At 66.9% G+C, this 22,918-nt stretch carries 22 protein-coding genes and 1 tRNA gene; 8 read left to right on the top strand and 15 right to left on the bottom strand.

From position 1 onward, the window contains the following. Window positions 1–6: 6 nt before the first annotated feature. Entirely contained in the window at window positions 7–513 is a 507-nt protein-coding gene (locus J2Y69_RS12565) for an FHA domain-containing protein FhaB/FipA (protein WP_310021231.1), read from the bottom strand. Continuing rightward, the gene (locus J2Y69_RS12560; protein WP_310021229.1) at window positions 510–1,229 is read right to left on the bottom strand and encodes a DUF3662 and FHA domain-containing protein; all 720 of its coding nucleotides are present in this window, start codon (window positions 1,227–1,229) and stop codon (window positions 510–512) included. The genes J2Y69_RS12565 and J2Y69_RS12560 overlap by 4 nt, the downstream gene beginning before the upstream one ends. A gap of 202 nt (window positions 1,230–1,431) precedes the next feature. On the opposite strand from J2Y69_RS12560, the gene J2Y69_RS12555 reads away from it, so the two are divergent. After that, a tRNA-Leu gene (locus J2Y69_RS12555) sits at window positions 1,432–1,515 on the top strand. Window positions 1,516–1,591: 76 nt separating this feature from the next. On the opposite strand, the gene J2Y69_RS12550 is transcribed toward J2Y69_RS12555, so the two are convergent. Continuing rightward, a complete protein-coding gene (locus J2Y69_RS12550; protein ID WP_310021227.1) occupies window positions 1,592–2,578 on the bottom strand; it encodes an aldo/keto reductase in 987 nt (328 codons plus the stop codon). A 4-nt stretch (window positions 2,579–2,582) separates the two neighbouring features. After that, window positions 2,583–3,506: a helix-turn-helix transcriptional regulator gene (locus J2Y69_RS12545; protein ID WP_310021225.1), complete on the bottom strand. Its 924-nt coding sequence runs from the start codon at window positions 3,504–3,506 to the stop codon at window positions 2,583–2,585. Between the two features lie 464 nt (window positions 3,507–3,970). Here J2Y69_RS12545 and J2Y69_RS12540 point away from each other — a divergent pair, with 464 nt between their 5' ends. The 5 genes from J2Y69_RS12540 (at window position 3,971) to J2Y69_RS12520 (ending at window position 8,693) form a co-directional block, all read left to right on the top strand. Then, complete coding sequence (locus J2Y69_RS12540; RefSeq protein WP_310021223.1) at window positions 3,971–4,954, top strand: ABC transporter ATP-binding protein; 984 nt, start codon at window positions 3,971–3,973, stop codon at window positions 4,952–4,954. After that, window positions 4,951–6,003 (top strand): ABC transporter permease, encoded by a 1,053-nt coding sequence (locus tag J2Y69_RS12535; protein WP_310021221.1) that lies wholly within the window; start codon window positions 4,951–4,953, stop codon window positions 6,001–6,003. Before J2Y69_RS12540 ends, J2Y69_RS12535 begins: the two co-directional genes overlap by 4 nt. 256 nt (window positions 6,004–6,259) lie before the next feature. Beyond that, complete coding sequence (locus tag J2Y69_RS12530) at window positions 6,260–6,526, top strand: hypothetical protein (RefSeq protein WP_310021219.1); 267 nt, start codon at window positions 6,260–6,262, stop codon at window positions 6,524–6,526. 5 nt (window positions 6,527–6,531) lie between these two features. Further along, window positions 6,532–7,755 carry a M16 family metallopeptidase gene (locus J2Y69_RS12525; protein ID WP_310021471.1) on the top strand — a complete coding sequence of 408 codons (1,224 nt, stop codon included), beginning with the start codon at window positions 6,532–6,534 and terminating at the stop codon, window positions 7,753–7,755. Between the two features lie 254 nt (window positions 7,756–8,009). Beyond that, on the top strand, window positions 8,010–8,693 hold the full coding sequence (locus J2Y69_RS12520) for a hypothetical protein (protein ID WP_310021217.1): 684 nt from the start codon (window positions 8,010–8,012) through the stop codon (window positions 8,691–8,693). On the opposite strand, the gene J2Y69_RS12515 is transcribed toward J2Y69_RS12520, so the two are convergent. Beyond that, window positions 8,694–9,371 (bottom strand): response regulator transcription factor, encoded by a 678-nt coding sequence (locus J2Y69_RS12515; protein WP_310021215.1) that lies wholly within the window; start codon window positions 9,369–9,371, stop codon window positions 8,694–8,696. It abuts the gene before it with no gap. After that, on the bottom strand, window positions 9,368–10,606 hold the full coding sequence (locus tag J2Y69_RS12510) for an ATP-binding protein (protein WP_310021213.1): 1,239 nt from the start codon (window positions 10,604–10,606) through the stop codon (window positions 9,368–9,370). Before J2Y69_RS12510 ends, J2Y69_RS12515 begins: the two co-directional genes overlap by 4 nt. 580 nt (window positions 10,607–11,186) lie before the next feature. Here J2Y69_RS12510 and J2Y69_RS12505 point away from each other — a divergent pair. Continuing rightward, window positions 11,187–11,735 (top strand): RBBP9/YdeN family alpha/beta hydrolase, encoded by a 549-nt coding sequence (locus J2Y69_RS12505; protein ID WP_310021469.1) that lies wholly within the window; start codon window positions 11,187–11,189, stop codon window positions 11,733–11,735. Between the two features lie 2 nt (window positions 11,736–11,737). On the opposite strand, the gene J2Y69_RS12500 is transcribed toward J2Y69_RS12505, so the two are convergent. The 6 genes from J2Y69_RS12500 to J2Y69_RS12475 all read right to left on the bottom strand — a co-directional run bounded on the left by J2Y69_RS12500 (window position 11,738) and on the right by J2Y69_RS12475 (window position 18,595). Next, on the bottom strand, window positions 11,738–12,691 hold the full coding sequence (locus J2Y69_RS12500) for a sugar kinase (protein WP_310021211.1): 954 nt from the start codon (window positions 12,689–12,691) through the stop codon (window positions 11,738–11,740). Further along, window positions 12,688–13,341 carry a bifunctional 4-hydroxy-2-oxoglutarate aldolase/2-dehydro-3-deoxy-phosphogluconate aldolase gene (locus J2Y69_RS12495; protein ID WP_310021209.1) on the bottom strand — a complete coding sequence of 218 codons (654 nt, stop codon included), beginning with the start codon at window positions 13,339–13,341 and terminating at the stop codon, window positions 12,688–12,690. The genes J2Y69_RS12500 and J2Y69_RS12495 overlap by 4 nt, the downstream gene beginning before the upstream one ends. Continuing rightward, window positions 13,331–14,560 (bottom strand): D-mannonate dehydratase ManD, encoded by a 1,230-nt coding sequence (manD, locus tag J2Y69_RS12490; RefSeq protein ID WP_310021208.1) that lies wholly within the window; start codon window positions 14,558–14,560, stop codon window positions 13,331–13,333. Before manD ends, J2Y69_RS12495 begins: the two co-directional genes overlap by 11 nt. 75 nt (window positions 14,561–14,635) lie before the next feature. Continuing rightward, window positions 14,636–16,036 (bottom strand): MFS transporter, encoded by a 1,401-nt coding sequence (locus J2Y69_RS12485; protein ID WP_310021206.1) that lies wholly within the window; start codon window positions 16,034–16,036, stop codon window positions 14,636–14,638. Between the two features lie 43 nt (window positions 16,037–16,079). Continuing rightward, window positions 16,080–17,084 carry an L-idonate 5-dehydrogenase gene (locus J2Y69_RS12480; RefSeq protein ID WP_310021204.1) on the bottom strand — a complete coding sequence of 335 codons (1,005 nt, stop codon included), beginning with the start codon at window positions 17,082–17,084 and terminating at the stop codon, window positions 16,080–16,082. Next, window positions 17,081–18,595 (bottom strand): mannitol dehydrogenase family protein, encoded by a 1,515-nt coding sequence (locus J2Y69_RS12475; RefSeq protein ID WP_310021202.1) that lies wholly within the window; start codon window positions 18,593–18,595, stop codon window positions 17,081–17,083. The genes J2Y69_RS12480 and J2Y69_RS12475 overlap by 4 nt, the downstream gene beginning before the upstream one ends. Before the next feature lie 115 nt (window positions 18,596–18,710). Here J2Y69_RS12475 and J2Y69_RS12470 point away from each other — a divergent pair, with 115 nt between their 5' ends. Further along, the gene (locus tag J2Y69_RS12470) at window positions 18,711–19,709 is read left to right on the top strand and encodes a LacI family DNA-binding transcriptional regulator (protein WP_310021200.1); all 999 of its coding nucleotides are present in this window, start codon (window positions 18,711–18,713) and stop codon (window positions 19,707–19,709) included. Between the two features lie 380 nt (window positions 19,710–20,089). Here the strand turns inward: J2Y69_RS12470 and J2Y69_RS12465 are convergent, their stop codons facing one another. The 3 genes from J2Y69_RS12465 to J2Y69_RS12455 all read right to left on the bottom strand — a co-directional run bounded on the left by J2Y69_RS12465 (window position 20,090) and on the right by J2Y69_RS12455 (window position 22,892). Next, window positions 20,090–20,770, bottom strand: coding sequence for a response regulator transcription factor (locus J2Y69_RS12465; RefSeq protein ID WP_310021198.1), 681 nt, complete (start codon window positions 20,768–20,770; stop codon window positions 20,090–20,092). Continuing rightward, window positions 20,763–21,959, bottom strand: a complete 1,197-nt coding sequence (locus tag J2Y69_RS12460) for a sensor histidine kinase (protein WP_310021196.1) — start codon at window positions 21,957–21,959, stop codon at window positions 20,763–20,765. Before J2Y69_RS12460 ends, J2Y69_RS12465 begins: the two co-directional genes overlap by 8 nt. Before the next feature lie 132 nt (window positions 21,960–22,091). Then, complete coding sequence (locus tag J2Y69_RS12455; protein ID WP_310021193.1) at window positions 22,092–22,892, bottom strand: hypothetical protein; 801 nt, start codon at window positions 22,890–22,892, stop codon at window positions 22,092–22,094. Between the last annotated feature and the right edge of the window lie 26 nt (window positions 22,893–22,918).

Genomic DNA, 22,918 nt, shown 5'->3' with positions numbered 1-22,918 from the left:
GCGCCGTTACGCCCGCAGCTCGAACGTCGTCGCGCCGACCTTGATCGGGGTGCCGATGGCGATGGCGACGGGTGCGCCGACGCGCTCGCCGCCGAGGAAGGTGCCGTTGGTGGAGTCGAGGTCCTGCACCATCCAGTTCTCGCCCCACAGCAGCAGGCGTGCATGGTGGCTGGAGGTGTAGTCGTCGCGGATGACGAGGCCGGACTCGCTGGAGCGCCCGATCGTCATGGGCTCGTTGCCGAGCGGCAGCTCGAGACCGGCCTTCGGGCCGGACGTGATGACGAGCTTGGTGACGGTGGAGGTCGTCGCAGGTCCTCCGGTCTTCTTCGAGGGTTTGCTCGGCGCTGGCTTCGCGGCCGGCTTGCTCGGCGCGGCGGGCGCCGCCTCCGCGGGCATCTTCCGCACGCGGACGCCGAAGAGATCGGCGCGGAGGGAGTACACCACCGCGAAGACGAAGAACCACAGCAGCACCAGGAACCCGATGCGCAGCAGCAGCAGCGTCAGTTCGCTCACGGCATCGCTCCGAACGCGCGGGTGGCGGCGTCGTCGCCACGGGAGGGGCGGGTGGCCGTCGGGACGATCCGGAAGACGAGATCCGTCCGTCCGATCGTGATGACCGTGTCGCTCGGCAGGGGCGCCTCGCGGACCTTCTCGCCGTCGACCTTCGTGCCGTTGGTGGATCCGAGGTCGCGGAGCATGGCGCGCTCGCCGTCCCACAGCACCTCGGCGTGCTTGCGGCTGGACCCGGCGTCCGAGATCGTGATGTCGGCGTCGCTCCCGCGGCCGATCACGGTCCTGGCACGGCCGAGCGGGTGGCGGGTCCCCGCGACGTCGATGACGGCCTGCCAGGTGACGCGGCCGTCGGCGGCGCCGGATTCGACGCGGACCGTGCCGGTCGGGATCCTCTCGTCCGTCTCGAGGGTGATCGAGAGGGGCCCGGCGAAGCTGTACCCCTGGGAGCGGGCGTGCGTCGAGAGAAGGGAGTGCAGTTCGTCCGTGAGCGCGCTGCCAAGGCCCTTCATGGCCGAGGCGTCCTCTCCGCTCAGATGCACGACGAACGAGCTGGGAGCGATGATCCGGTCCCGGCTGACCACGGCGGCCTTCGTGTCGACCTCTCGGCGCAGGGCCGAGGCGATCTCCACGGGCTGGATGCCGCTGCGAAAGGTCTTCGCGAACGCGCCGTTGACGGCACGTTCAAGACCCTTCTCAAAGCTGTCTAGTAGTCCCACTGGGCTCCCAAGGCTCACCGATTGGTACGGCCATCGTAGCCACACGGCCTGAATGATCCCCTTGACCGGCCTCTTCATGGTTTGCCCCGGGTCGACGAGGCCGTCTTCCGCGCCGCTTCAGGCGGGAGAGCGGGGGAGGGGAGGGCGAGGGGGCGCGATCGTTCATGATATTCTCGGGAGGTTGGTTCTTCGGAGCCGGCATGCGCGAGTGGCGGAATAGGTAGACGCGCTGGCTTCAGGTGCCAGTGCCCGTAAGGGCGTGGGGGTTCAAGTCCCCCCTCGCGCACGTAGTGAAATGGCCCCTGATCCGGGATTTTTAACTCCGGATCTGGGGCCATTTTCGCATTGTCCGGCGAGTGTCATCATCGGTCCATGTACCCCATGTGCTGCGCGTTGTACCTGGTGCCGGCGACGCCGACAGTCCGGGCGAGGGCGTCGAGATCGGCCACGTCGTCGGCCGAGAGGGCGATGGCGGTCGCTGCGGAGTTCTCCTCGATCCGGCTGGTGCGGCGGGTGCCCGGAATCGGCACGATCCACGGATGCTGCGCGAGCAGCCACGCGAGGGCGATCTGCCCGGGTGTGGCACCTCGGTCGTTCGCGAGCTGTGTCACCTGTTCGACGAGCGCCTGGTTCGCGGCGAGGTTGTCGGCCTCGAACCGGGGGACTCGACGACGGATGTCGTTCTTGTCGAAGGTGACGTCGGCAGTGACCGTCCCGGTGAGGAAGCCCTTGCCGAGCGGGCTGAACGGCACGAATCCGATGCCGAGCTCGCTCAGCGTCGGCAGCACCTCGGCCTCGGGGTCGCGCGTCCACAGCGAGTACTCGCTCTGCACCGCCGTGACCGGGTGCACGGCGTGCGCTGCGCGGATCGTGGCAGCGGATGCCTCTGAGAGTCCGAAGTGTCGGACCTTTCCTTCGGCGACGAGATCGCCCACCGTGCCTGCGACGTCCTCGATCGGCACGTCCGGGTCGACGCGATGCTGGTAGAAGAGGTCGAGGACGTCGACCCGCAGGCGCGTCAGCGACGCCTCGGCGACCCGGCGGATCCGCTCGGGTCGCGAGTCGAGGCCGACGCTCTGACCGTTCTCGATGTCCCACCCGAACTTGGTCGCGATGACGACATCGTGGCGCAGCGGCTCGAGCGCCTCGCCGACCAGTTCCTCGTTGACGTAGGGTCCGTATACCTCCGCAGTGTCGAAGAAGGTGACTCCGAGCTCGACCGCGGATCGAAGCACGGCGATCATGTCGTCGCGGTTGCCCGGGTTCGGGCCGTATGACTGCGACATGCCCATGGCGCCGAGTCCGATGGCCGACACCTGGAGGCCTTGGCCGAGCGTTCGTGTGTGCATGGTTCTACTCCTTGACGGGCATCGTGTGACGATCAGAGACGGACTCGGACTCGGGCGCTGACTCAGAGACGGGCTCGGGCTCGGACTTGGACTCGGCGAGGCTGGCCAGCAGACGGATCCTCTCCTCGGTCGGGGTGTTCGTCTCGGCTGAGTAGATCAGCAGGGACAGATGGGGCTCTGCGGCCAGCTTCATCTCCTCGTAGACGAGGGTGACGTCGCCGACGGCGTGGTGGTGGAAGGTCTTCATCCCGGTGGAGTGCTGTCGCACGTTGTGCGCGCCCCAGCGGGTCCGGAACTCGTCGCTGCGGGTGGACAGCTCGCCGACGAGGTCGTGCATGGCCTTGTCGTACGGGTCACGCCCCGCCTCGGTGCGCATGATGGCCACGGTGATGTCCGCTGCCGTCTCCCATTGCGGGTAGAAGGCGCGGGCTCGCTCGTCCAGGAACGCATACCTGGCGATGTTCCCGTGGCCGGGTGCGTCGAACACCTCGTCATAGAAGGCTCGGCCGAGAGGATTCGTGGCAAGGATGTCCATGCGTCCGTTTCGGACGAATGCAGGCCCGCCGGTTATCGTGTCGAGGACGAGCTGCAGTCCGGCTCGACGGGTCCATTTTTTCTGCTTCGGCGCCGGCCTGCGGGATGAGGCAGCATTGGCGGCGCGGGCGAGGTCGAACAGGTGCGCACCCTCGGCCTCGTCAAGCTGGAGCGCGCGTGCGATGGCGTGGAGGATGGCGTCCGATACGCCCGAGAGGTTCCCCCGCTCGAGATGGCCGTAGTACTCGGGGCTCACGTCGGCGAGCATCGCGACCTCGCCGCGCCTCAGGCCAGGCACGCGCCGGTTGCTGCCTCGGGCGATGCCGGCCTGTTCTGGAGAGAGCCGCGCACGACGCGAGTTGAGGAAGTCGCGCACCTCGCTCCGATTCTCCATGACACTGACGGTACGCCGCTGTCCCCGAGGAAGGGATGCTCTGTCAGTACACGTTTCGGCCGGGGCTTGGTCCATGACTGGATATGAACGAGTACGGCATCACCGTTGGCTGACCGACACTCGAGGTCTTCGCCGATGAGCACCTCGTCGGCATCTGGTTTGAGTCCAGCGGAGGCGACCTGGATTCCGGGCCAATCACGGAACACGTTCTCGGCTGTGGGGCTGTGTAACCGATTCCGACTACGCACGAAGAGCACGTTCATGCCCAAGGCTACGTATGCATTCACTCCGAATCCCGGTGACATCGCGGCCATCCCCGGAGGTCCTGCCGGGTCGCCACCGTGCCCTTTCGCGAAGGTGAACTTTGGTGCAGTTCAGGACTGTACTTGAGTACATGCGTGCGTCTCTTCGGTGTTCGTAGCGTGGTCGGTACGAACACCGAACCACTACCGAGGAGACGCAGAATGAACGGTCTTCAGCTCGCGGGCATCAGCCGGAGCTTTGGCAGCAATACGGTCCTGCAGGATGTTGATCTGACAGTCCAGCGCGGTGAGATCGTGGGATTCATCGGCGGAAACGGTGCCGGGAAGACCACGACGATGCGTCTGATTCTCGGTCTCCTTTCTCCGAGCCAGGGGTCGATTACCTGGGATGGTCGTCCGATCACCGCCGCGGATCGACGCAACATCGGCTATATGCCTGAAGAACGTGGCCTGTACCCCCAGATGTCGGTTCGCGATCAGGTCGTCCATTTCGCGCTTCTCGAAGGCCATTCCCTTGCGAGGGCCACGGTGATCGTCGATGACCTCATCCGTTCCTTGGGGCTATCGGATCGCGCAGAGTCGCTTGTGCAGGATCTGTCTCTGGGGAACCAGCAGCGGGTCCAACTGGCGGTGTCGCTTGTCGGCAACCCGGCGCTTCTGGTCCTGGACGAACCATTTTCAGGTCTGGATCCCCTCGCCGTCGAGACGATGGCTGCACTCATTCAGGAGCAGGCTGACCGCGGAGTCGGGGTTCTGTTCTCCTCGCATCAGATCGAACTGGTCGAACGCATCTCGGATCGAGTCTGCGTGCTGGACCGCGGCCGGGTCGTCGTATCCGGACCCGTTTCGGAGCTGCAGAGCACCGGTACCACACAGTGGCGTTTGACATTCTCCATCCCAGTGAACGGCCGGCTGCTGGCCGAGCTCGCCGTTCCTGGGGGAATCAGAACTGCCATCGACCCGGAGAACCCGCAGGCCGTGCTCGTAACTGTGGGCGGAGACAAACAGGACATCCCCGACGAACTGCTCGACGTCGTTCGTCGCACGGGAGGTCTGCTCAGCATCGAACAGGTTCGTCCGTCCCTCACAGACATTCTGTCGCAACGTTTCATCTCCTCCGGCAAGGCGCCGTCCGACGAAGCACAAGAATCTGCATCCAAGATCACGGCGGGAGGCATCCGATGACTACGAATATTCTTGCGTTCGACGCCATTGGCGTCAGTAAGGCGAAGGAGAGCCCGAGCACGGGCAGGGAAACCTGGTTGGTGATCCGTCGAGAAGTTCTCACTCGGCTGACGAATCGCACTATCCGGTTTGCCACGGCAGTGCTTTCTCTCGGGCTCGGAGTCGGCCTGTACTTCGCTGGAAGGGCACTTCACGATTTCGTCGGCACGGTTGGAACAATGAACTTCCGACCGGAGACGTTCTTTCCCGTAGCCATGGTCGTCATCCTCATGACGGCTCTCGTCTATTCGTCCTCATCATTGACTTCGGGTGTGGTCGAGGAGAAACAGTCCAGAGTCGTCGAGATTCTCCTGACCAAGATCGGGGTGGCGCCGCTCGTCGCTGGAAAGGTGATCGGAATCGGCCTGGTCACGCTGGCCCAGCTCGTTCTGATCGGAGGGAGCGGCGCTGTCGGATTCACTCTTGCCGATGGTTGGGCCGCGCTCGACGTGGATGCCCCGCTGCCATTGCTCGGCTGGTTGCTGCTGTGGTTCCTACTCGGATACGCCATCTACGCGTTCTTGAACACGATCTTGGCATCGACTGTTGCGCGCCAAGAAGACCTGGGCACGGCACTGATGCCGCTGAACATTCTCCAGATGGTGATGGTCGGAGTGTCGCTATGGGCAGGTCTCTCGGCAGAACGTGAGTCGACCTGGTTCCACGCGCTGTCCTTCGTCCCGCTGTTCTCTTCATACCTCATGCCCATGCGGCTTGGCATGGGCGATGCCCCCACGCTCGAACTTGTCGCGGCGGGAGGGATCGCAGCCATAACCATCCCGCTGCTGTTCTGGATGACGGCCCGTGTCTACCGGAATACCGCGCTGCGTACCGGATCCCGGCTCAGCTTGCTCAACGCACTCACACCGACCGACTCGAAAGGATCCACCATGACCGACACTCGATCAATCGACGCCAAGGCCGTGCGCAAGCGCAAGCTCATCTGGATGACGCTTCAGATCGTCGCCGGAGCCGTTATCGCGTATGCCGTCATCGGTCTCTTCTTCTGAACATGTTTCTCCCCGAACCTGCTCCGACCGACACTGTGACCCGCCCGTTCCCGCCCGATCATTCCCGAGAGGAGGAGAGAATCCAATGCTGATCCTTGCCGCCCCGCCCGCCGATAGGAGCATCTCGTGCGTTCTGGCGCGTGGATCGAGAGTCAGTGGGCACCCGCGTCTTCGGTCATCGGCGCAGCTGGAATCGTCGAGATCCGCGAGTGGAGGGAAGAGATGCTGAGCGGCACCCAACTTGTACGTGGCCTGGGTGGTCGGAGAAATCGCGGAACTCTTTGCGTTCTACCCGGACCTGCGCCCCGTCCTCGCCGGTTTCCGAGGTGGATTCATCGAAGGCTACGGTGATGCCGACTTCGGAATGCTCCGAATCGGCATCGCGTATCGACTCGCTCAGCACGCGTACGACTGGTTCCACTACGCGGACGCAACCGAAGCGCAGGCTCGTAGTCTCCTCACCCTCGCGGCGGCATACGTCACGTCACGATCGGTGAAGGACCGCGAGATGGTTGGCCGGTGAAGAAGATGATGAGTGACGAGAATCTGAGAAGCATCTCCGTGAGAGGTCTTGCAAATGGGGCCAGGACGGTGGTCGTCCACGACCCTCGTGCGAAGAACTGCACGGTTGTTCTTGCGGTTGCCGCAGGGATGCGCCATGAGCGGCCAGGGCAGGAGGGGATGATGCATCTGCTGGAGCATGTCATCTACCAAGACAGTGAGCGGATTCTTGCGACTGACAGGCAATATCAGCTCGAACGCAGCGGAGCGGTCCTTGGCGGGCATACCCACATGGACTATTCCGAGTACTACGAGACGGCCGCGCCGGATGATCTGCTCCAGATGGTTGGACGGCTTGACGACCAGGTGTTCGCTCCCGCCTTCGAGCCGGGGCAGATCCGGACCCAGGTCCATGGCGTGGCTGAAGAACGTACAAGGCGTCTCGGAGCCGCTCCCGGCGGCGTCCTCCCGTGGCCTCACCTGACTCAGCGTTTGTGGTTGGACTGGCCGAACCGTCACGACGGCACCGGTGATCTCGACCTACTCGAACGTGCGACTCCAGCGACGTTGCAGAAGCTGCATCAGCATCACTATCGCCGCGCGAATGCCGTCCTCGTCGTCTTCACACCGATTGCATCTGAACTTGTCCACGAAGGGATCGAGAGCATCTTCGGTGCCGTGGACCGGCTCGGTCGCCCAACGGATCAGCTCGCCCTCCGCGGAGTGCCGGCAGGAATCGACCAGGATGTTCGAATCCAGTCCGAGTCGCCAACTGGACGTCGGCTCCAGGCTGTACGCCTCGCAGATTCGCTCGAGATCACGGACCTGGTGCTCGGCGAACAGCTTGCGGCCGCGGCGCTCAGGGGGCAGCAGAGCATCGATGCGAGTGCCGGCCTCTTCGGCCCAGGCGATCTTGCGCATGACGATCTCTTCGTCATCGTCGATGACAGTGGACTCGCGCTCGACGCTGAGGATCGCTTCCAAGCTCTTCCTACGATCAGCGGGGAAATGCTCGATCAAGCGATCGCCGGTGCGGCGTTTCGGGTGGAGAAGCTGATCCATGACGATGAGCACGCCACGAGAACGATCGCCCGCGATCTGCTGCTTCGCGGGGACGTCGCCTTCTCCGAGAAGTTCGTATCGAAGCTCTCGGCTCTCATCGGCAAACCTGAGCATGCACGCGAGCTTCTCGATAGTGCGAGCTGCAGACTTGCTGCGCAACCAGCCGTATCGATCACCCTCGATCCGTGAGAGGAATACAGATGAACGAAATTTCCGCCGCTTCAACGCCCTTCTGGGTCGCTGATACCCGTTCCCTCTTCACGGCTGTATCAATCGGATGGCGAATGCCGAGCCGAGACGCCCTCCAGCGCACAAAGTCACTACGCGAGATGTTGGGCGGCGAGTTGTCTCTCCAGCGGAGACGGACTGCGCAGGTCATCACGGAATGGACTGTCAGCGACGGTGGTGAATGTATGACGGCGGCCCTTCCCCGAGGATTATTGATGACGTGGCTACGAGATGTCCTTGAACGAGCTCGGGCTCTCGGTATCGGAGAGGGGTACATCTCCGTGGTGGGCTCACCAGATGAGCTCGGAGAAGCCGAAGCACAAGTGATCGCGAGTGCTTCACACGCATCGGCGACGGTTCCGATTCTGTCGTCGATGAGGCAGACCAAACTACAGGGATATCAAAAGACCATCGTCCTTGGGACGGATCCAGCAATGGATATCGGCGCTGCGGAGACGTTCATCGCGATCTGCCTTGCCACAGCCGGACGAGACGCAATTGTCCCCGCCACGATCAGGCGACACCGCCTCAATGGGACTATGCAGCTCAGCCGCGGACTGAAGGAGGGCTCACCGGCACTGATCTGGCAGACCATCGCTCAGGAGGACCACTCTGCGAGCCTTCTCGAACACTGCCTCGACGCGGTTGCCCACTATCGGGTTCTTCAGAACCCAGATGCGCTCATCCGAACGATGAGGTTCGCGCGAACGAATCTGGCCCGGCCGTGGCGCAGTCCGTTCGAGCTTGCGCGGACTCTGACCCAGTATGAGGTCATGGGGTGGGACGGAAGGCTCGTCCGGCTGCCGGAGGACATGCTCGCACGAGTCGAGGAGGCAGGAATCGAGCGAGCGCTGGCTGCGCTCATCCAGCCGCTCAACGAGGTACTTGGACGGCGGTGACTATCGACCGAGCGGTGTCTCTCCGCGTAGGTCGACCAGTCCTCGGGCGACCGCCACGACGAGGATCTGTACGCGGTCACGCACGGAGAGCTTCTCCATCACCTTTACGAACCGAGCCTTGATCGTGGACTCGGTGACGTACAGGGCGTCGGCCATCTCTCTGTTGCTCATGCCACGAGCGAGAAGATGGATGACCTCGATCTCCTTCTCTGTAAGCACCGCGATGAGATCGGCATCAGGCTGGATCTCCGCAGGCACAGAAGCTTCGAGCCCTTTGACCACGTGGCGGGTCACCTCCGGGGAGAGGATGGACTCGCCGGCGACGACTTTGTGCACCGCGTTGACGATGTCTTCGGGGCGCGCGTCTTTGACGAGGTAGCCGGAGGCGCCGGCCCGAAGCAGATCGACGACATAGCGGTCGGTTGAGAATGTGCTGAGCCCGAGGATCGCAACATCCGGCCATTGCCCATGAATATCCGCCGTTGCCGTGACCCCATCCATCACGGGCATCTGCATGTCCATAAGAACCACATCCGGCTGCAGGGCAGCGACCTGCTGAATGGCAACTCGCCCGTTCGACGCCTCCCCGACGACCTCCAGCTGAGCGTCGGAGTGGAGGTAGTCGCGAAGGATCTCTCTCGTCATCGCTTCATCGTCAACCAGCAGGACTCGAATCATCGGGTTGCTTTCGTGTGTTCCGCTGAGCGAGCTACGCCGTCGAGCGGGATGGACATTTCAGTGGTCCAGCGTTCGCCGTTGCCGCCGCTCTCAATCCTGCCACCGAAAACCTCGCATCGTGCTCGCATCGCTTCCAGCCCTGTCCGAGAGGACGCCACCGGCAGTCGACCTCTTCTATAGGTGTTGCTCACTCGAATGGTGACGCAGGGATCTGAGATGATGAGTGTGACTTCGACCGGGCCCGCAGTCGCATGCTTGAGTACGTTTGAGCCGAGCTCGCGAATCGTACGTCGCAACGCCTGACGCAGACTTTTTGGAACACGAGCGACCTCTCCGCGAACCGCGAAGTCCACCTCAAATCCGCTGCGTTCGAGCGCTTCAACCACGTTTTTCAGATCGTGGAAGAATCCGAGCGCGGTCGTCGTCTCCCCGGAAACCTCAGGTGTGTCGAGCAAGTCGTCTGCTGCGGCACCGACGATCGGCTCTGGCGCTTCCTCGTCCTTGAGGAGGAGGACCAGGCTGCGGAGATCGTTGAGTGCCTGGCGGGCAGAATCGCCGATGCTCCGCAAGATCTCCTGGGTTTTGTCTGCCTCGGTGACCAGACCAGCACGCTGAGCCTGCATGGCGATGATCGTGACGTCATGCGCGACGATGTCGTGGAGCTCGTGAGCGAGGGTCGTCCGTTCTTCTCGACGGATCTGCGCCTGCCGTTCCTTGAGTGTCTTGATCTCGTCGATGCTCCGACGATTTCGTTCTTGGTAGATACGCAGACTAACGCCGACGGCGATGCTCATGCTGTACACGGCGGCTTCGATCAGCGCCGACTGGCTCACTTCCGGGTTGATCAAGAGAGCAATGGGAATTGTGAGATATGCCGCTGCTGAGAATGCGAGCGAAGAACGCCAAGGCATGAGGAATGCCACGAACGCGAGAACGATCGCGGTCGGGAGCAAGAACTGAGCCAGCTGATACAGCTGGCTGCCCAGACACAGCAACAGGACGGCCGTGGCCAGCCACGCCACGGCCGCCGGGAAGGCGCCGAAGAGCAGAGCGATGAGCGGTACGTATGGAACGAACAGGTTGATCCAGCCGAGAGGGCTGGTGAGATCGATGTACCTGCCGGGCAGGTCAACCGCAACCATCAGGCCGACGAAGCTCAAGAGCAGTGCTCGGATGGCCCACCCGCCAGGCAATGGTCTGGCGGGCTTCCAGCGGCCGACGCGAGCTTCCGTCATGCCTATCGAGCATAGCGGGAGGGGCGTCGCCTGATCAGGCCGTAGCGAAGAACTGAACTTTCGTACAGTTCTTCGCCGTTCTCGAGGCATATTGACCTTTTGTATAACTCAGCATGGCAGAAGGGGCAGGAATCTGAACACACCCAGATTCCGTCGACGCGACGGATCCACAACCAAGGAGAATCCAGTTGCTGAAGAATGCAATCGCCACCGTCGCTATCGTCGCCAGTCTCGGCGGCGGACCCGTGCTCACCAACGCAGCAATGAGCGAGCCCTCTGTGCGGCAAGGAGCAGCGGCCGGAGAAGTTCTTACCATGCAGAAGGCGAACTTCTTCTGCATGGTGCTAAAGGTCTGTTAGGCCGTGACCTCGGCTGCGCTGTCCGACATGAGTCAGTTCGGGTGGTGATCGCGGGACACTGGATGTCGGACCGTTCACCCATTGTCGGATGGATTCGCCGATCTCGACCGATCAGCGTGCATCGGGCCGACGAGAGTCTTCATGCAAGGGGCGGGCGACATCCCTGCGAAGATCGGGGAAGAGGGCGCAGTCGTCGGCCTGCGAGAAGTGGATGGGTGAGCATGGTCTCTTACGTCGTCATCCCCGGGATCGATGGTTCGGACGGGCAGCATTGGCAGACGCTGTGGGAGAAGCGCTGGGGGGTGCTCGGGGTGCGGATCGAGCCGCGATCCTGGTCCGAACCCGATCTGGCGGACTGGATCGACTCCGTGCAGACGGCATTCGAGGTCGCCTCGGAGCGGGACTCCGATGTGGTGCTGGTCGCCCACAGCCTGGGCTGTTGGGCCGCAGCGGTCTGGTTGGGCCGCAATCCCTCCGCGCAGGTCAAGGGCGCCTTCCTGGTGGCCCCGCCCGACCCGCGAGGCAGCGCCTTCCCGAGCACGGCGGCGCCCACCTTCCTCAGCGTCGAGGCGCGCACGCTGCCGTGCCCGAGCCTTGTCGTGGCCAGCGCCGACGATCCTTACTGCACTCTCGACGCTGCAAGACGTCTGGCCGCGGGCTGGGGGTCGGCGTGGCACCCGGCGGGGGCCGTGGGGCACGTCAACTCCGCAAGCGAGCTGGGGTCCTGGCCTCGTGGCCAGGGCGTCCTGGAGGCGTTCGTCCAGCGCTGAGGTCAGCGTCGAACCGGATCCGCATCCCCGGTGAGGAACCGTTCGAGCTCGCGCCGCGTCGGCGCGGCCTCCCAGTCGCCCGGGACGAGGCAGGCCATCGCGCCGCAGGCGTTCGCGCGACGCAGCACGGCTTCCAGGTCGAGGCCGTCGAGCAGCGCGCTGAGGTATCCCGCGACGAACGCGTCACCGGCGCCGACCGTGTCGACCGCGTCGATGACGAATCCGGGCGCTGTGACGACCTCTTCTCCGACGTGCACGGCGGCCCCGCCGGGTCCGAGCTTGACGACGACCGTCGCGCATCCGGCCGCGTGCAGCAGGGACGCTGCGCCCCCGGTCGAGGTGCCCGGATAGAGGATGCCGAGCTCGTCGACGCCGCCGAAGACGATGTCCGCGCGCTCGGCGAGCTCCCGGAGAACCGGTCCGGCGACCTCGGCCCCGGCCAGCGCCGACCGGTAGTTGACGTCGAAGCTCACGGTCGTCCCCGCGGCTCGCGCGCGATCGACGGCCGCGTGCACGGCATCCTTCGCCGAGGCGGAGAGCAGTGGCGTGATGCCGGTGATGTGCAGCAGCGAGGCGTCCTCGATCCAGCCCGCGGGAAGATCGGACGCGACCAGTCGCGAGCCCGCGGATGCGGCCCGGTAGTAGATGACCGCGGTCGACGAGGCGGACGGGCGCTCCTTGACCATGAGGCCGGTGGGCGCGTCGGGATCGACGATGCCGTGCGTCGCGACGCCCTCGCCGCGGATCTCCCGCAGCACGCGTTCGCCCATCGGCCCATCGCCGACTCGTCCCAGCCACGACACGGAGACGCCGAGGCGTGCGAGCCCGATCGCGACGTTGCTCTCCGCCCCGCCGATCCCCAGGCGCAGATCGCCGACGTGGCGCAGCGATCCGATCTCGGTCGTACGCATGAGCGCCATGGTCTCGCCGAGCGTGACCACCGAGGAGGAGGTCATGCCGACCCCCCTGCGCAGACCGCGACGAGCGCCTCGGCCCTAGTGCGCAGCGCACCGAGATCGCCGCCGTCGAACGCATCGCCCAGCAGCGGGCCGCCGACGCTGACCGCGACCGCTCCCGCGGCCAGCCAGGCCTCGGCACTTGCGAGGTCGACCCCGCCCGAAGGCACCGCGACGATGTCCGGGAACGGGCCGCGCAGATCCTTCAGATACGAGGGGCCGACCTGCCCTGCGGGGAACACCTTCACGGCGGACGCCCCGGCCGCCCACGACGTGAACAGCTCGGTCGGCGTGAGGCCTCCGGGAACGATCGGCACGCCGGCGTCCCTCGCCTGTGCCACGAGCGCGGGCGACGTGACGGGGGTGACCAGATAGCGCGCCCCGGCGTCGACGGCGCGGGCGAGGTCGTCCCCGTTCGTCACCGTGCCGACACCGAGGTCGGCCCGACCGTCGTAACGCGCCCGCAGCTCGGTCAGCAGGTCGAACGTGCCTGGTGTCGTGAGGGTGAGCTCGACGCTGCGGATGCCGGCGTCGATCAGGACGTCGAGCACCGCCTCATAGTCCTCGGCCCGCCGGGCGCGGGCGACGACGATGAGCCGCGATTCGACCGTGCGTGCCGGCAGGGCGACACGGCTCCGCTCACCAGTCATGCACGGTCCCGTCGAGCAGGCGGTTCACCGGCAGATACGCCTTCGTGTACTCGTGTCCGGATGCGGCGTCCTCATCGAGCTCGACCCCGAGGCCCGGGCGGTCGCCGGGATGCAGGAAGCCCCTGTCGAAGGTGAATGAGGTCTGGAACACCTCGAGCGTCCTGTCGTTGTGCGGCATGTACTCCTGGATCCCGAAGTTGTGGATCGCGAGGTCGAGATGCAGGGCGGCGGCCATTCCGACGGGGGAGATGTCGGTCGGACCGTGGATGCCCGACTTGATGCCGTAGATCGCGGCGAAGTCGAGCAGCTTCTTCATCGCCGTGATGCCGCCGGTGTGGGTGACCGCCGAGCGGACGTAGTCGATCAGGCGCTCGGTGATCAGGGTCTGGTAGTCGAAGACCGAGTTGAAGACCTCGCCGATGGCGAGCGGCGTCGTCGAGTGCTGACGGACCAGACGCAGGGCGGACTGGTCCTCACCCGGGGTGCAGTCCTCGAGCCAGAACAGGTCGTACGGCTCGATGTCCTTCGCGAAGCGTGCGGCCTCGATCGGCGACATGCGGTGGTGTCCGTCGTGCAGGATGCGCAGATCCGCGCCGAAGTCCTCGCGGATCCTCGCGAAGATCCCCGGCATGTGGGCGAGGTAGTTGCGGGTGTCCCAGCGCTCCTCGCTGGGACGACCGTTCTCGACGCGCTTGGCCGGCTCGTAGTCGTAGCGCACCCCGGGGCCGGTGGCCGAGACGCCATAGATCTGGCCGAGGCCGGGAACGCCGGTCTGCACGCGCACGGCGGTGTATCCGAGCTCCTCATAGCCGGTGATCGCGTCCTTGAGGGCGGCGTAGTCGGTGCCCGAGGCGTGCGCGTAGACGCGGATCCCCTCACGGCTGGCACCGCCGAGCAGCTGATACAGGGGCATCCCGGCCTTCTTGGCCTTGATGTCCCAGAGCGCCATGTCGACCGCGGCGATCGCGGCCATCGTGACGGGTCCGCGACGCCAGTAGGGCCCGCGGTAGAGGTACTGCCAGGTGTCCTCGATCCGGTCCTCGTCGCGGCCGATGAGCATCGAGGCGAGGTGGTCGGAGAGGTAGGAGGCGACCGCGAGCTCGCGGCCGTTCAGGGTGGCGTCCCCCCAGCCGACGACACCGTCTGCGGTGGTGATCTTGAGGGTGACGAAGTTGCGTCCTGGGCTGGTGATGTTGACGTCGACGAGCTCGATGGTCATGTCGGGTTCCTCATGGTGGCGGGGTGCGGCCGGCGGTGGCGACCGCACCCCGGGTGATGTGCGGTGGGGGTCGGGTCACATCGCGGCGCGCGGATCGGTCAGATCGCGCCCCGTCCACTCCGGCGCCCAGATGGCGGCCGCGAGGGCGGACGCCGTGAAGACGCCGAGGAGGATCATGACCGGGACGATGCTGCCCGTGGTCGCCGAGACCCAGGCCGCGACGACGATCGGACCGACCCCGGTCGCGATGATGGCGGCGATCTCGCGCACCATCGCGGTCAGCGTGTACCGGTTGCGCGCGCCGAAGATCTCGGGGATCGAGATGTTCTCCATCGAGGCGAGACCGAGGACGGAGATGTTGTGGATCAGCGCGTAGCCGACGAACACCCAGACGAGCTCCGCCGTGTTGATCATGAGCAGCGTCGGCACGATGAGCACGAGCGACAGCGAGGTCATGACGATGTACATCCGGCGGCGGCCGAACCTGTCGCCGAGGAAGCCCATGAGGGGGATCGTCAGGAAGCCGATCAGCGAGGAGACGATGACGACCTCGGGGCCGACCTCCTTGGACATCGCGAGCGTGATGGTGATGAACGAGATCAGGTACGTCTGCACCAGGCCCGAGTTGCCGGCCTGGCCGAAGCGCAGGAGGAACGAGACGATCACGGCCTTGACGGGCTTGCGCTCGAGCGACTCGAGGGTGCGGATGTCGTTGGTCTCCGTGGCGAGCTTGACCATGTCCTCGCGTGAGAGCGCCTTGCCGTCGACGACGTCGGTGCGCTCCTCGAAGACCGGGCTCTCCTTGAGGTTGAACCGCACCCAGAGCGCGAAGAGCATGATGACCGCACTGCCGATGAACGGAATGCGCCAGCCCCACTCGATGACGTCGCTCTCGAGCATCACGGCGAGAAGGATCGCCCAGATCGCCGAGGCGAACAGCGTGCCGCAGTTGGTGCCGAGCGCGACCAGCGAGGCGATGACACCGCGGCGGTTGCTCGGGGCGTACTCCGAGAGCATGACGCCGGCGCCGGAGATCTCCGCGCCCGCGCCGAAGCCCTGGGCGAGGCGCAGGACGACGAGCAGGATCGGGGCGAGGATGCCGACCTGCTGGTAGGTGGGCAGGAAGCCGATCAGCGTGGTCGCGGCGCCCATCAGCAGGATCGTGTAGAACAGCACCTTGCGGCGGCCGACGCGGTCGCCGATGCGGGCGAAGACGAAGGCGCCGATCGGACGCGCGATGTAGCCGACGCCGTAGGTGGCCATCGCGAGGACGACCGCCATGCCGGGGTCCTCACCCGCGAAGAACAGCTGGCTGAAGACGAGGGCCGCGGCCAACGAGTACAGCTGGAAGTCCATGAACTCCAGCGCTGTGCCGAGCCAGCCGGACACGGCGGCGCGGACGAGGTCGCCCATGGTTCGTTTGGCGGCGGGCGGTGTCGCGGGGGCGTCCACGCCGGGGGCTGAGGGACTGCTCATCGGAGTACTCCTTTGTAGTGATGTGCGCGGGGCGGGGGAACGGCTAGAGGGCCAGCAGGACCTTGGCCGAGGCGGACGAGTCGCGGGCGAGCTCGAATGCCCGGACGGCGTCGGCGGCGGGGATGACGTGGGAGACGACCGGGTCGAGGGCGTCGGACTCGGCGAGCATCGCCACCGCGTCGTCGATCTCGGTCGAGAAGCGGAAGGCGCCGCGGATCGTCAGCTCCTTCGCGAGCAGCGGCGCGAGGTTCACGCCGATCTCCGCGTTCGGGAGCATGCCCACCTGCACGATGGTGCCGGTCCGTCTCGTGGCGCGCACGGCCTGCGTGAGGGCTGCCCCGACGCCGGAGCACTCGAAGACGACGTCGTACGACTCGTCCTCGATCCCGTCCCGACCGACGAGCGCGACCTCGGTCGCACCCAGGGCCTGTGCGCGGTCGAGGGGCTCGGTACGCACATCGCTGGCGCCGACGACCCCGGCGCCGGCGTGCACGGCCGCGGCGACCACGAGCAGGCCGATGGGGCCGGCGCCGATGACCAGCACACGACGGCCGGTGAGGTCGCCCGCGAGACCGACGGCGTGGAGGGCGACGGCCAGGGGCTCGGCGAGGGCGGCCCGCTCCAACGGCAGGTCGTCCGGGAGCACGCGGACCATGTGGTCCTCCACGATCAGCAGCTCGGACGCACCGCCCTGACGATGCGGGGCGGCCGCGGCGCTGCCGAGGTAGTCGCCGCCGGGTCGCAGGTGCGGGCGGGCCTCGAGACCCGGGATCGCGGGGCCGTAGCGGGCCGGGTGCACGGTGACCGGCGTCCCTGGCGCCAGGCGCCCGGACGGGTCGACGTCGACGACCCCCGACAGCTCATGGCCGGGAACGAGGGGCTCCCGGATCGTGTACTCCCCGTTCGCGCCGTGGAAGTAGTAGTGCAGGTCGGATCCGCAGATGCCGACGAAGCCGATGCGCAGTCGGATCTCGCCGTCGCGGGGCTCGGGGACCTCGCGGTCCTCCCAGCGGATGTCTTCCTTGCCGTGGATGACGAGCGCCTTCATCGTCGCCCCTCCTTCGTGATCGTGTGGGATGCCGAGACGGCGTCGGAGATGGCCGCATCGACGCCTCGGCTGCGGATGATGTCGATCAGGTCGCCGATGCGGGCGATGAACGCGTCCTGTCCAGCGAGTTCATCACCGAATAGCTGCAGCTCGGCGATCACGCGCTCGGCGAGGTCGCGTCCGTGGCGTGCCGTCGCGGCGAGGGCGGCGAGACGTTCGCGCGCGCCGTCGGTCATCGCCGCGGCGTGGCGCCCGGGGTCGAAGCCGGGAAGAGGCGCCAGGCACGACAGATAGCCGGCGACGGTCAGTGCGATCAGGTGCGGTATCTCGCCGTTGCGCAGCGCCAGCATGGCGGGCTCGGGGATGCGCTGGCGCAGCTTGACGGAGCCGTCGGTGCCGACCTGGCTCGTGCGGTGGCCGAGTGCGGTGTTGCCCCATCGTTCGAACAGGCGGCTCTCGTACTCGCGGAGATCGACATCGGAGGGGGCATCGACGGAGGGCTCGTACTCGCCGCGGAGGATCGAGCGGGCCGCCTCCTCGACCTCCTCGAGGCGGATGGCCTCGGGGATCGTCGCGACGCCGCGGAGCGCGCCGAGGTAGGCGATGAGGGAGTGGGTGCCGTTGAGCAGACGCACCTTCATCTGCTCGTAGCGGCCGACCTCGTTCGTGAAGACGGCGCCGCCCGCCTCCCAGGCGGGGCGTCCACCGGCGAAGCGGTCCTCGATGGCCCACATCGTGAACGGCTCGGCGGGCACGGGAACCTCGTCGCGGACGCCGAGGAGCGCGCTCACCTGCTCGCGCAGGTGAGCGGTGGTCGATGGCACGATGCGGTCGACCATGCTCGACGGGAAGGTTACCGCCTGGTCGAGGAACGCGAGCGTGTCGGCGCCTTCGCCGTGAGGGAGGGCGCCGAGGAACTCGCGCACCAGCTTCTCGGTGTGGGCGCCGTTGGAGGAGAGGTTGTCGCAGCTGAGCACGGAGAGCGGGGCGCCGTGGTGCGCGGCGCGGGCCTGCAGGCCGCGGGCCAGCTGCCCGATCGTGGAGCGCGGCGCCCCGCCGCGCAGGTCGGACTGCACGATCGGGTCGTCGAGGTCGAGACGCTGGGTGGCCGCCGAGTAGCTGTAGCCGTTCTCGGTGACGGTGAGCGTCACGATGCGGATGCTCGACTCCGCCAGGTGGGCGACCACGCGCTCGGGCCGGGCGGCGCCGACGAAGGCATCCGTGTGGACGCCGGGGATCGCCAGCGACGTGCCGTCGGGTGAGATGGTGGCGACCGAGTAGAGGAGGTCCTGTGCGTGCAGGGCATCGACGACGGCGTGCGAACGCGAGGCGACGCCGATGATCCCCCAGTCGCCGCCCGCGCTCCGAAGGGCGGCGGCGGTGTAGATCGCCTGATGGGCGCGGTGGAAGCTGCCGAGCCCCAGGTGCAGGATCCCCGCGCCGGAGGGGGAGGCGAGCGGGGTCGCCGTGCCCGGCGTCGTGCGGCCGAGGGCGGATGCCCGGATGCTCATGAGGTGCTCTCCTCGAAGGCTTCGGCGCACCGCGGGGGGTGATCGGCGATGATCATCATGTAAAGAAGTGTGTATGAATTGTACAACATTGTCAACCAGTTTTACATCGTGATCCGTGCTCGTAGGATTGCGGGATGACCGGAGGGCGACAGTGGCAGCGACTTTGACGGACGTGGCGAGGCACGCCGGAGTGTCCATCGCGACGGCATCCCGCGCTTTCGGAGAGCCCGAGAGGCTGGCGGGCGGAACGCTCGAGCGGGTTCTCCAGGCCGCCTCCGATCTCGGGTACACCGCCCCGCAATCGGCTGTGACCACCAGGACCTTCGGGGTCGTGGTGCCCGACGTCTCCAACCCCGTCTACGCGACCCTCCTCAAGGCGATCCAGGGGCAGGCGTGGCACGGACGCCATCGCATCGTGCTCTTCGACGCCGACGAGGATCTGCGGCGCGAGCGCGAGCAGATCGAGCAGGCGCGCAAGCTCGACGGGATGCTGCTGTGCTCGCCACGGCTTCCGGACGCCGAGGTGCTCGCGCTGGTCGGAGACACCCCCTACGTCGTGGTCAACCGGCAGATCGACGGTGCGCCCTGCGTGCTGATGGACACCGAGGACGGGCCCACGCAGGCGATTGAGCATCTGGTCGCCCTCGGCCACACGCACATCGCCTACGCCGCCGGTCCGCGCGGATCCTGGGCGGACGTGCGCCGCGCCGACACGATCGCCAGGGCCTGTGAGCGCCATGGCATCCGGCTCACCCCGCTAAGCCATCACGCGGCATCCATCCAGGGCGGCCGTGCCGCCGCCGCGCCCGCCGCCGCGAGCGGAGCCACCGCGGTCGTCGCCTACAACGACCTCGTCGCGCTCGGCCTGGAGGCCGGCATGATCGAGCTCGGCCGACGTTGCCCCGCCGACATCAGCATCGTCGGGATCGACGACATCGACCTCGCCGGTGCGGTGACGCCCGCGCTCACCACCGTCCGGATGCCCATCGAGCGCAGCGGCGCGCTCGCGGTCGACCTGCTGCTGCAGGCGATGTCAGGGGTCGTGATCAGCGACATCGTGACGCTCGGCTCGCAGCTCATCGTGCGCGCGTCGACCGCGCCGCCGCCCGCCTGACACCGCCCGCCTGACCGGCGATCCGGTCGGGTGCCGGTGTGGCGGGGGCGGGGCCGGCTCATCCGGCGGGAGATTTCCCGTTTGGCGGCGGTTCCACCGGCGGAGCTCCCGCCAAACGGGGGATCGCCATGCACGGGGAGCCGGGCGGGGCGGTGGACAGGGCGGGCCGTCGGGCACGGTGGGGAGGTCGGAGGGGTGCATCCTGGTCGGCCAGATGCACGCAGGTCGGATGGAATCGCGGAATCGGGCCGACGGGAGTGCATCCGTCCGACCGGAGTGCACGACGGCGAGGGTGCACGACGACCGGAGTGCACGGCGGCGAGGGCGCACGATGACGGGAGTGCACGACGGCGAGGGCGCACGGCAGCCGCCCGGCGTGATCAGCGACGGGAGGCGATGCCGTGCTCGTAGGCGAGGATGACGAGATGGACCCGATCGCGGGCCTGGAGCTTCGCGAGGATGCGATTGACGTGGGTCTTGATCGTCGGGACGCTCAGGTGCAGTCGCGCCGCGACCTCAGGGTTCGACAGTCCGTCCGCGACGCCGAGGAACACGTCGAGCTCGCGAGGCGAGAGCGCGGTCCGCGGGTCGATCGCGTGCGCCGTGACCCGTTCATCCGCTCCTGAGGAGACGAACGCCTCGATGAGTCTTCGGGTGATCCGGGGATCCAGGACGGCGTCGCCTCTCGCGACGGTGCGGATGGCGTCGACGAGGCGGTCGGGGGAGGCGCTCTTGAGCAGAAAGGCGCTGGCTCCGGCGTTGAGGCTTGCGAAGGCGTATTCGTCGAGGTCGAACGTGGTCAGCACGATGACCCGCGTCTCGGGCCGGGCGGCGGTGATCCGGCGTGTGGCCTCGATTCCGCCCATGCCGGGCATGCGCACGTCCATCAGGACGACATCCGGCGCGAGCACCGCTGCCCGTTCGGCGGCCTCCTCTCCGGTCGATGCCTCTCCGCGGACGACGAGGTCGTCGGTGGATTCGATGACGAGAGCGTTGCCGGTGCGGATGAGGGCGTGGTCATCGACGAGCAGCACGCGGACCGGTGCGTGCGGCTCAGCCATCGGTCGCCCGGCTCTCGGGCGGGTGGAGGACGGCGTGGGTGCGCCAGCCCCCTCCGGGTATCGGGGCCGAGCACGCTCGGCCGCCGAGCGCCGCAGCGCGTTGCTCGATGCCGATCAGCCCGTGACCGGGCGTATGCGGGCGGTGCGCGACCTGCCCGTCGTCCTCGACGGTGATCTCGATCCGTCCGTCCTCATGGCGGATGTGCACGGCGGCCCGAGTCGGGCTCTTCGCATGCCGGAGGGTGTTGGTCAGTGCTTCCTGCACGATGCGGAACACCGCGAGCCGCACCCCGGTGTCGGCGGGGAGCGGTGTCCCGTCCCGGATGATGGCCACGGGAAGCCCGGCAGCGTCGAATCGGTCGGCGAGCTCGTCGAGGGACGGCAGATTGTCGCCGGACCGGTGGAGGTTCGCATCCAGCCCGGTGTCGGCGCTGCGCAGCATATCGAGGGTGCGGTGCATGTCCTCCAGCGCGTCCCGCCCGACGGCGGCGATCTGCTCGACGGCCGCGTCGGCCTTCGCCGGGTTCTTGCTCCGGATGCTCGTGGCGCCGTTCGCGAGGGTGACGATCACGGTGAGGGAGTGCGCGACGACGTCGTGCATCTCCGCGGCGATCCGGGTGCGCTCGGACAGGGCGGCGTTCTCGATGCGCTGGTTGACCAGCTCGACGAGCCGGCGTTGCTGCTCACGGCGGTTCCTGACGATGAGGCCGGCGACGAGGGCGATGAGCGAGAACGGGTCCAGAAGCGTGACGAGCGGCGGGGTCGTGCCGCTCAGCGAGTACGGGACGGTGGCGAGGGTCGTCACACCGATCCCGATGCCGTACCCGATCAGCGCGCGGGTCGCGGACCGGCGCGAGGCGACCGTGTAGAGGGCGACCGAGAACGGGATCATCGGGAAACCGAATCCGGGCTGCGCGAGCGGGCTGCACGCGCACGCGATCGCGACGACCACCAGGACGGCGAGCGGGTGACGGCGCCGGAACAGCAGCGCCGCGGCCGTGATCGCCAGCAACGGATATCCCCACCAGCCGAGATCCTCGGCGCGAAGGATCAGGGCGATCAGCTGCGGGACGCAGGCGACGAGGACGACGGCGATGTCCACGGCGACCGGGTGCCGCCTCAGCCACTCCGCAGGGCGCGATGGCGGTCGTCGCAGATCCGCGAGCCGCATGTCCTGGCCGTTGCTCACGCCGACTCCCTTCTCGTCTCAGGACCCGTCTCAGGACCTGTCGTCGGACCCGTCCCCCGTCCGCTTCCCGCTCACCCGCTCCATTCCAGTCTGAGCGACATCGAGCCGCCGCGCATGTCCTCTCGTGATGGGTCAGGCATCGCGGGCTCGGAGCAGGATGCCGGCGGCGAGCAGCGCCGCGAGCGTCCAGGCGACGAGCACCCCGAATCCGGCCCAGGGGGTGAGCTGCGCGATGGTCTCGTAGTCGGAGATGAGGCGGCGCCCCGCGGAGGTCGGGGTGTAGTCCGCGAGCCGGCCGATGCCGGGGATCGAGGACAGCACGGGCGGCACCACGATCAGCAGCGCCAGCACGGAGACGAGGCCGGCGACGACATGTCGCAGCACGGCCGTCAGCCCGACGGCGAATGCGGCGATCGCGGCGAGGTAGAGCCCCGATCGCAGGCAGAGCGCTGTGATCTCGGACAGCTCGGGGTCGTAGTGCACGCCGGTGCCGGTCAGCGCGAAGACGGAGCCGCCGAGCGAGATCGCGGTGCCGATGACCCCGACGAGGAAGCCGGCGACGGTCAGCACGAGGGCCTTCGCGCCGAGCCATGGCAGGCGTGTCGGCAGCGCCAGGAGGGAGAGCCGCACCTGACCCGAGGCGTATTCGCTCGTGACAGCGAGCACACCGAGGATCGCGACGACGATCTGCGCCCAGAGCACGCTGTCCACGAACTGCAGGGGTGTCGCCCCCACGGCCTGCCCCGCGAAGCGAGGATCGGTGAGCCTGCTCACCAGGCCCATCGAGAACAGGCTGCCGGACCCGACGATGATGAGCACGGCGACGGCGAGGAGGATCCGGTTGGACAGCAGCGTCCACAGCTTCAGCGCCTCGGCGATCAGCGCACCGGACCACGTTGGTCGAAGGGACGCGCGGCTGTCTCGACGGGTCATCTCGGTTCCTCTCCTCGGATGTCAGT

The sequence above is a fragment of the Microbacterium resistens genome (genome assembly GCF_031456305.1).
Lineage (GTDB): Bacteria > Actinomycetota > Actinomycetes > Actinomycetales > Microbacteriaceae > Microbacterium > Microbacterium resistens_A.
The sequence above is the reverse complement of the archived record's forward strand: the minus strand, read 5'-3'. Positions and strand labels throughout refer to the sequence as shown.

Excerpts from the sequence above, each read along its gene's own strand:
- J2Y69_RS12550 (WP_310021227.1), bottom strand. The coding sequence starts at position 2,578 with ATGCACACACGAACGCTCGGCCAAGGCCTCCAGGTGTCGGCCATCGGA.
- J2Y69_RS12545 (WP_310021225.1), bottom strand. The coding sequence starts at position 3,506 with ATGGAGAATCGGAGCGAGGTGCGCGACTTCCTCAACTCGCGTCGTGCG.
- J2Y69_RS12540 (WP_310021223.1), top strand. The coding sequence starts at position 3,971 with ATGAACGGTCTTCAGCTCGCGGGCATCAGCCGGAGCTTTGGCAGCAAT.
- J2Y69_RS12535 (WP_310021221.1), top strand. The coding sequence starts at position 4,951 with ATGACTACGAATATTCTTGCGTTCGACGCCATTGGCGTCAGTAAGGCG.
- J2Y69_RS12525 (WP_310021471.1), top strand. The coding sequence starts at position 6,532 with ATGATGAGTGACGAGAATCTGAGAAGCATCTCCGTGAGAGGTCTTGCA.
- J2Y69_RS12520 (WP_310021217.1), top strand. The coding sequence starts at position 8,010 with ATGACGTGGCTACGAGATGTCCTTGAACGAGCTCGGGCTCTCGGTATC.
- J2Y69_RS12515 (WP_310021215.1), bottom strand. The coding sequence starts at position 9,371 with ATGATTCGAGTCCTGCTGGTTGACGATGAAGCGATGACGAGAGAGATC.
- J2Y69_RS12510 (WP_310021213.1), bottom strand. The coding sequence starts at position 10,606 with ATGACGGAAGCTCGCGTCGGCCGCTGGAAGCCCGCCAGACCATTGCCT.
- J2Y69_RS12505 (WP_310021469.1), top strand. The coding sequence starts at position 11,187 with ATGGTCTCTTACGTCGTCATCCCCGGGATCGATGGTTCGGACGGGCAG.
- J2Y69_RS12500 (WP_310021211.1), bottom strand. The coding sequence starts at position 12,691 with ATGACCTCCTCCTCGGTGGTCACGCTCGGCGAGACCATGGCGCTCATG.
- J2Y69_RS12495 (WP_310021209.1), bottom strand. The coding sequence starts at position 13,341 with ATGACTGGTGAGCGGAGCCGTGTCGCCCTGCCGGCACGCACGGTCGAA.
- manD (WP_310021208.1), bottom strand. The coding sequence starts at position 14,560 with ATGACCATCGAGCTCGTCGACGTCAACATCACCAGCCCAGGACGCAAC.
- J2Y69_RS12485 (WP_310021206.1), bottom strand. The coding sequence starts at position 16,036 with ATGAGCAGTCCCTCAGCCCCCGGCGTGGACGCCCCCGCGACACCGCCC.
- J2Y69_RS12480 (WP_310021204.1), bottom strand. The coding sequence starts at position 17,084 with ATGAAGGCGCTCGTCATCCACGGCAAGGAAGACATCCGCTGGGAGGAC.
- J2Y69_RS12475 (WP_310021202.1), bottom strand. The coding sequence starts at position 18,595 with ATGAGCATCCGGGCATCCGCCCTCGGCCGCACGACGCCGGGCACGGCG.
- J2Y69_RS12465 (WP_310021198.1), bottom strand. The coding sequence starts at position 20,770 with ATGGCTGAGCCGCACGCACCGGTCCGCGTGCTGCTCGTCGATGACCAC.
- J2Y69_RS12455 (WP_310021193.1), bottom strand. The coding sequence starts at position 22,892 with ATGACCCGTCGAGACAGCCGCGCGTCCCTTCGACCAACGTGGTCCGGT.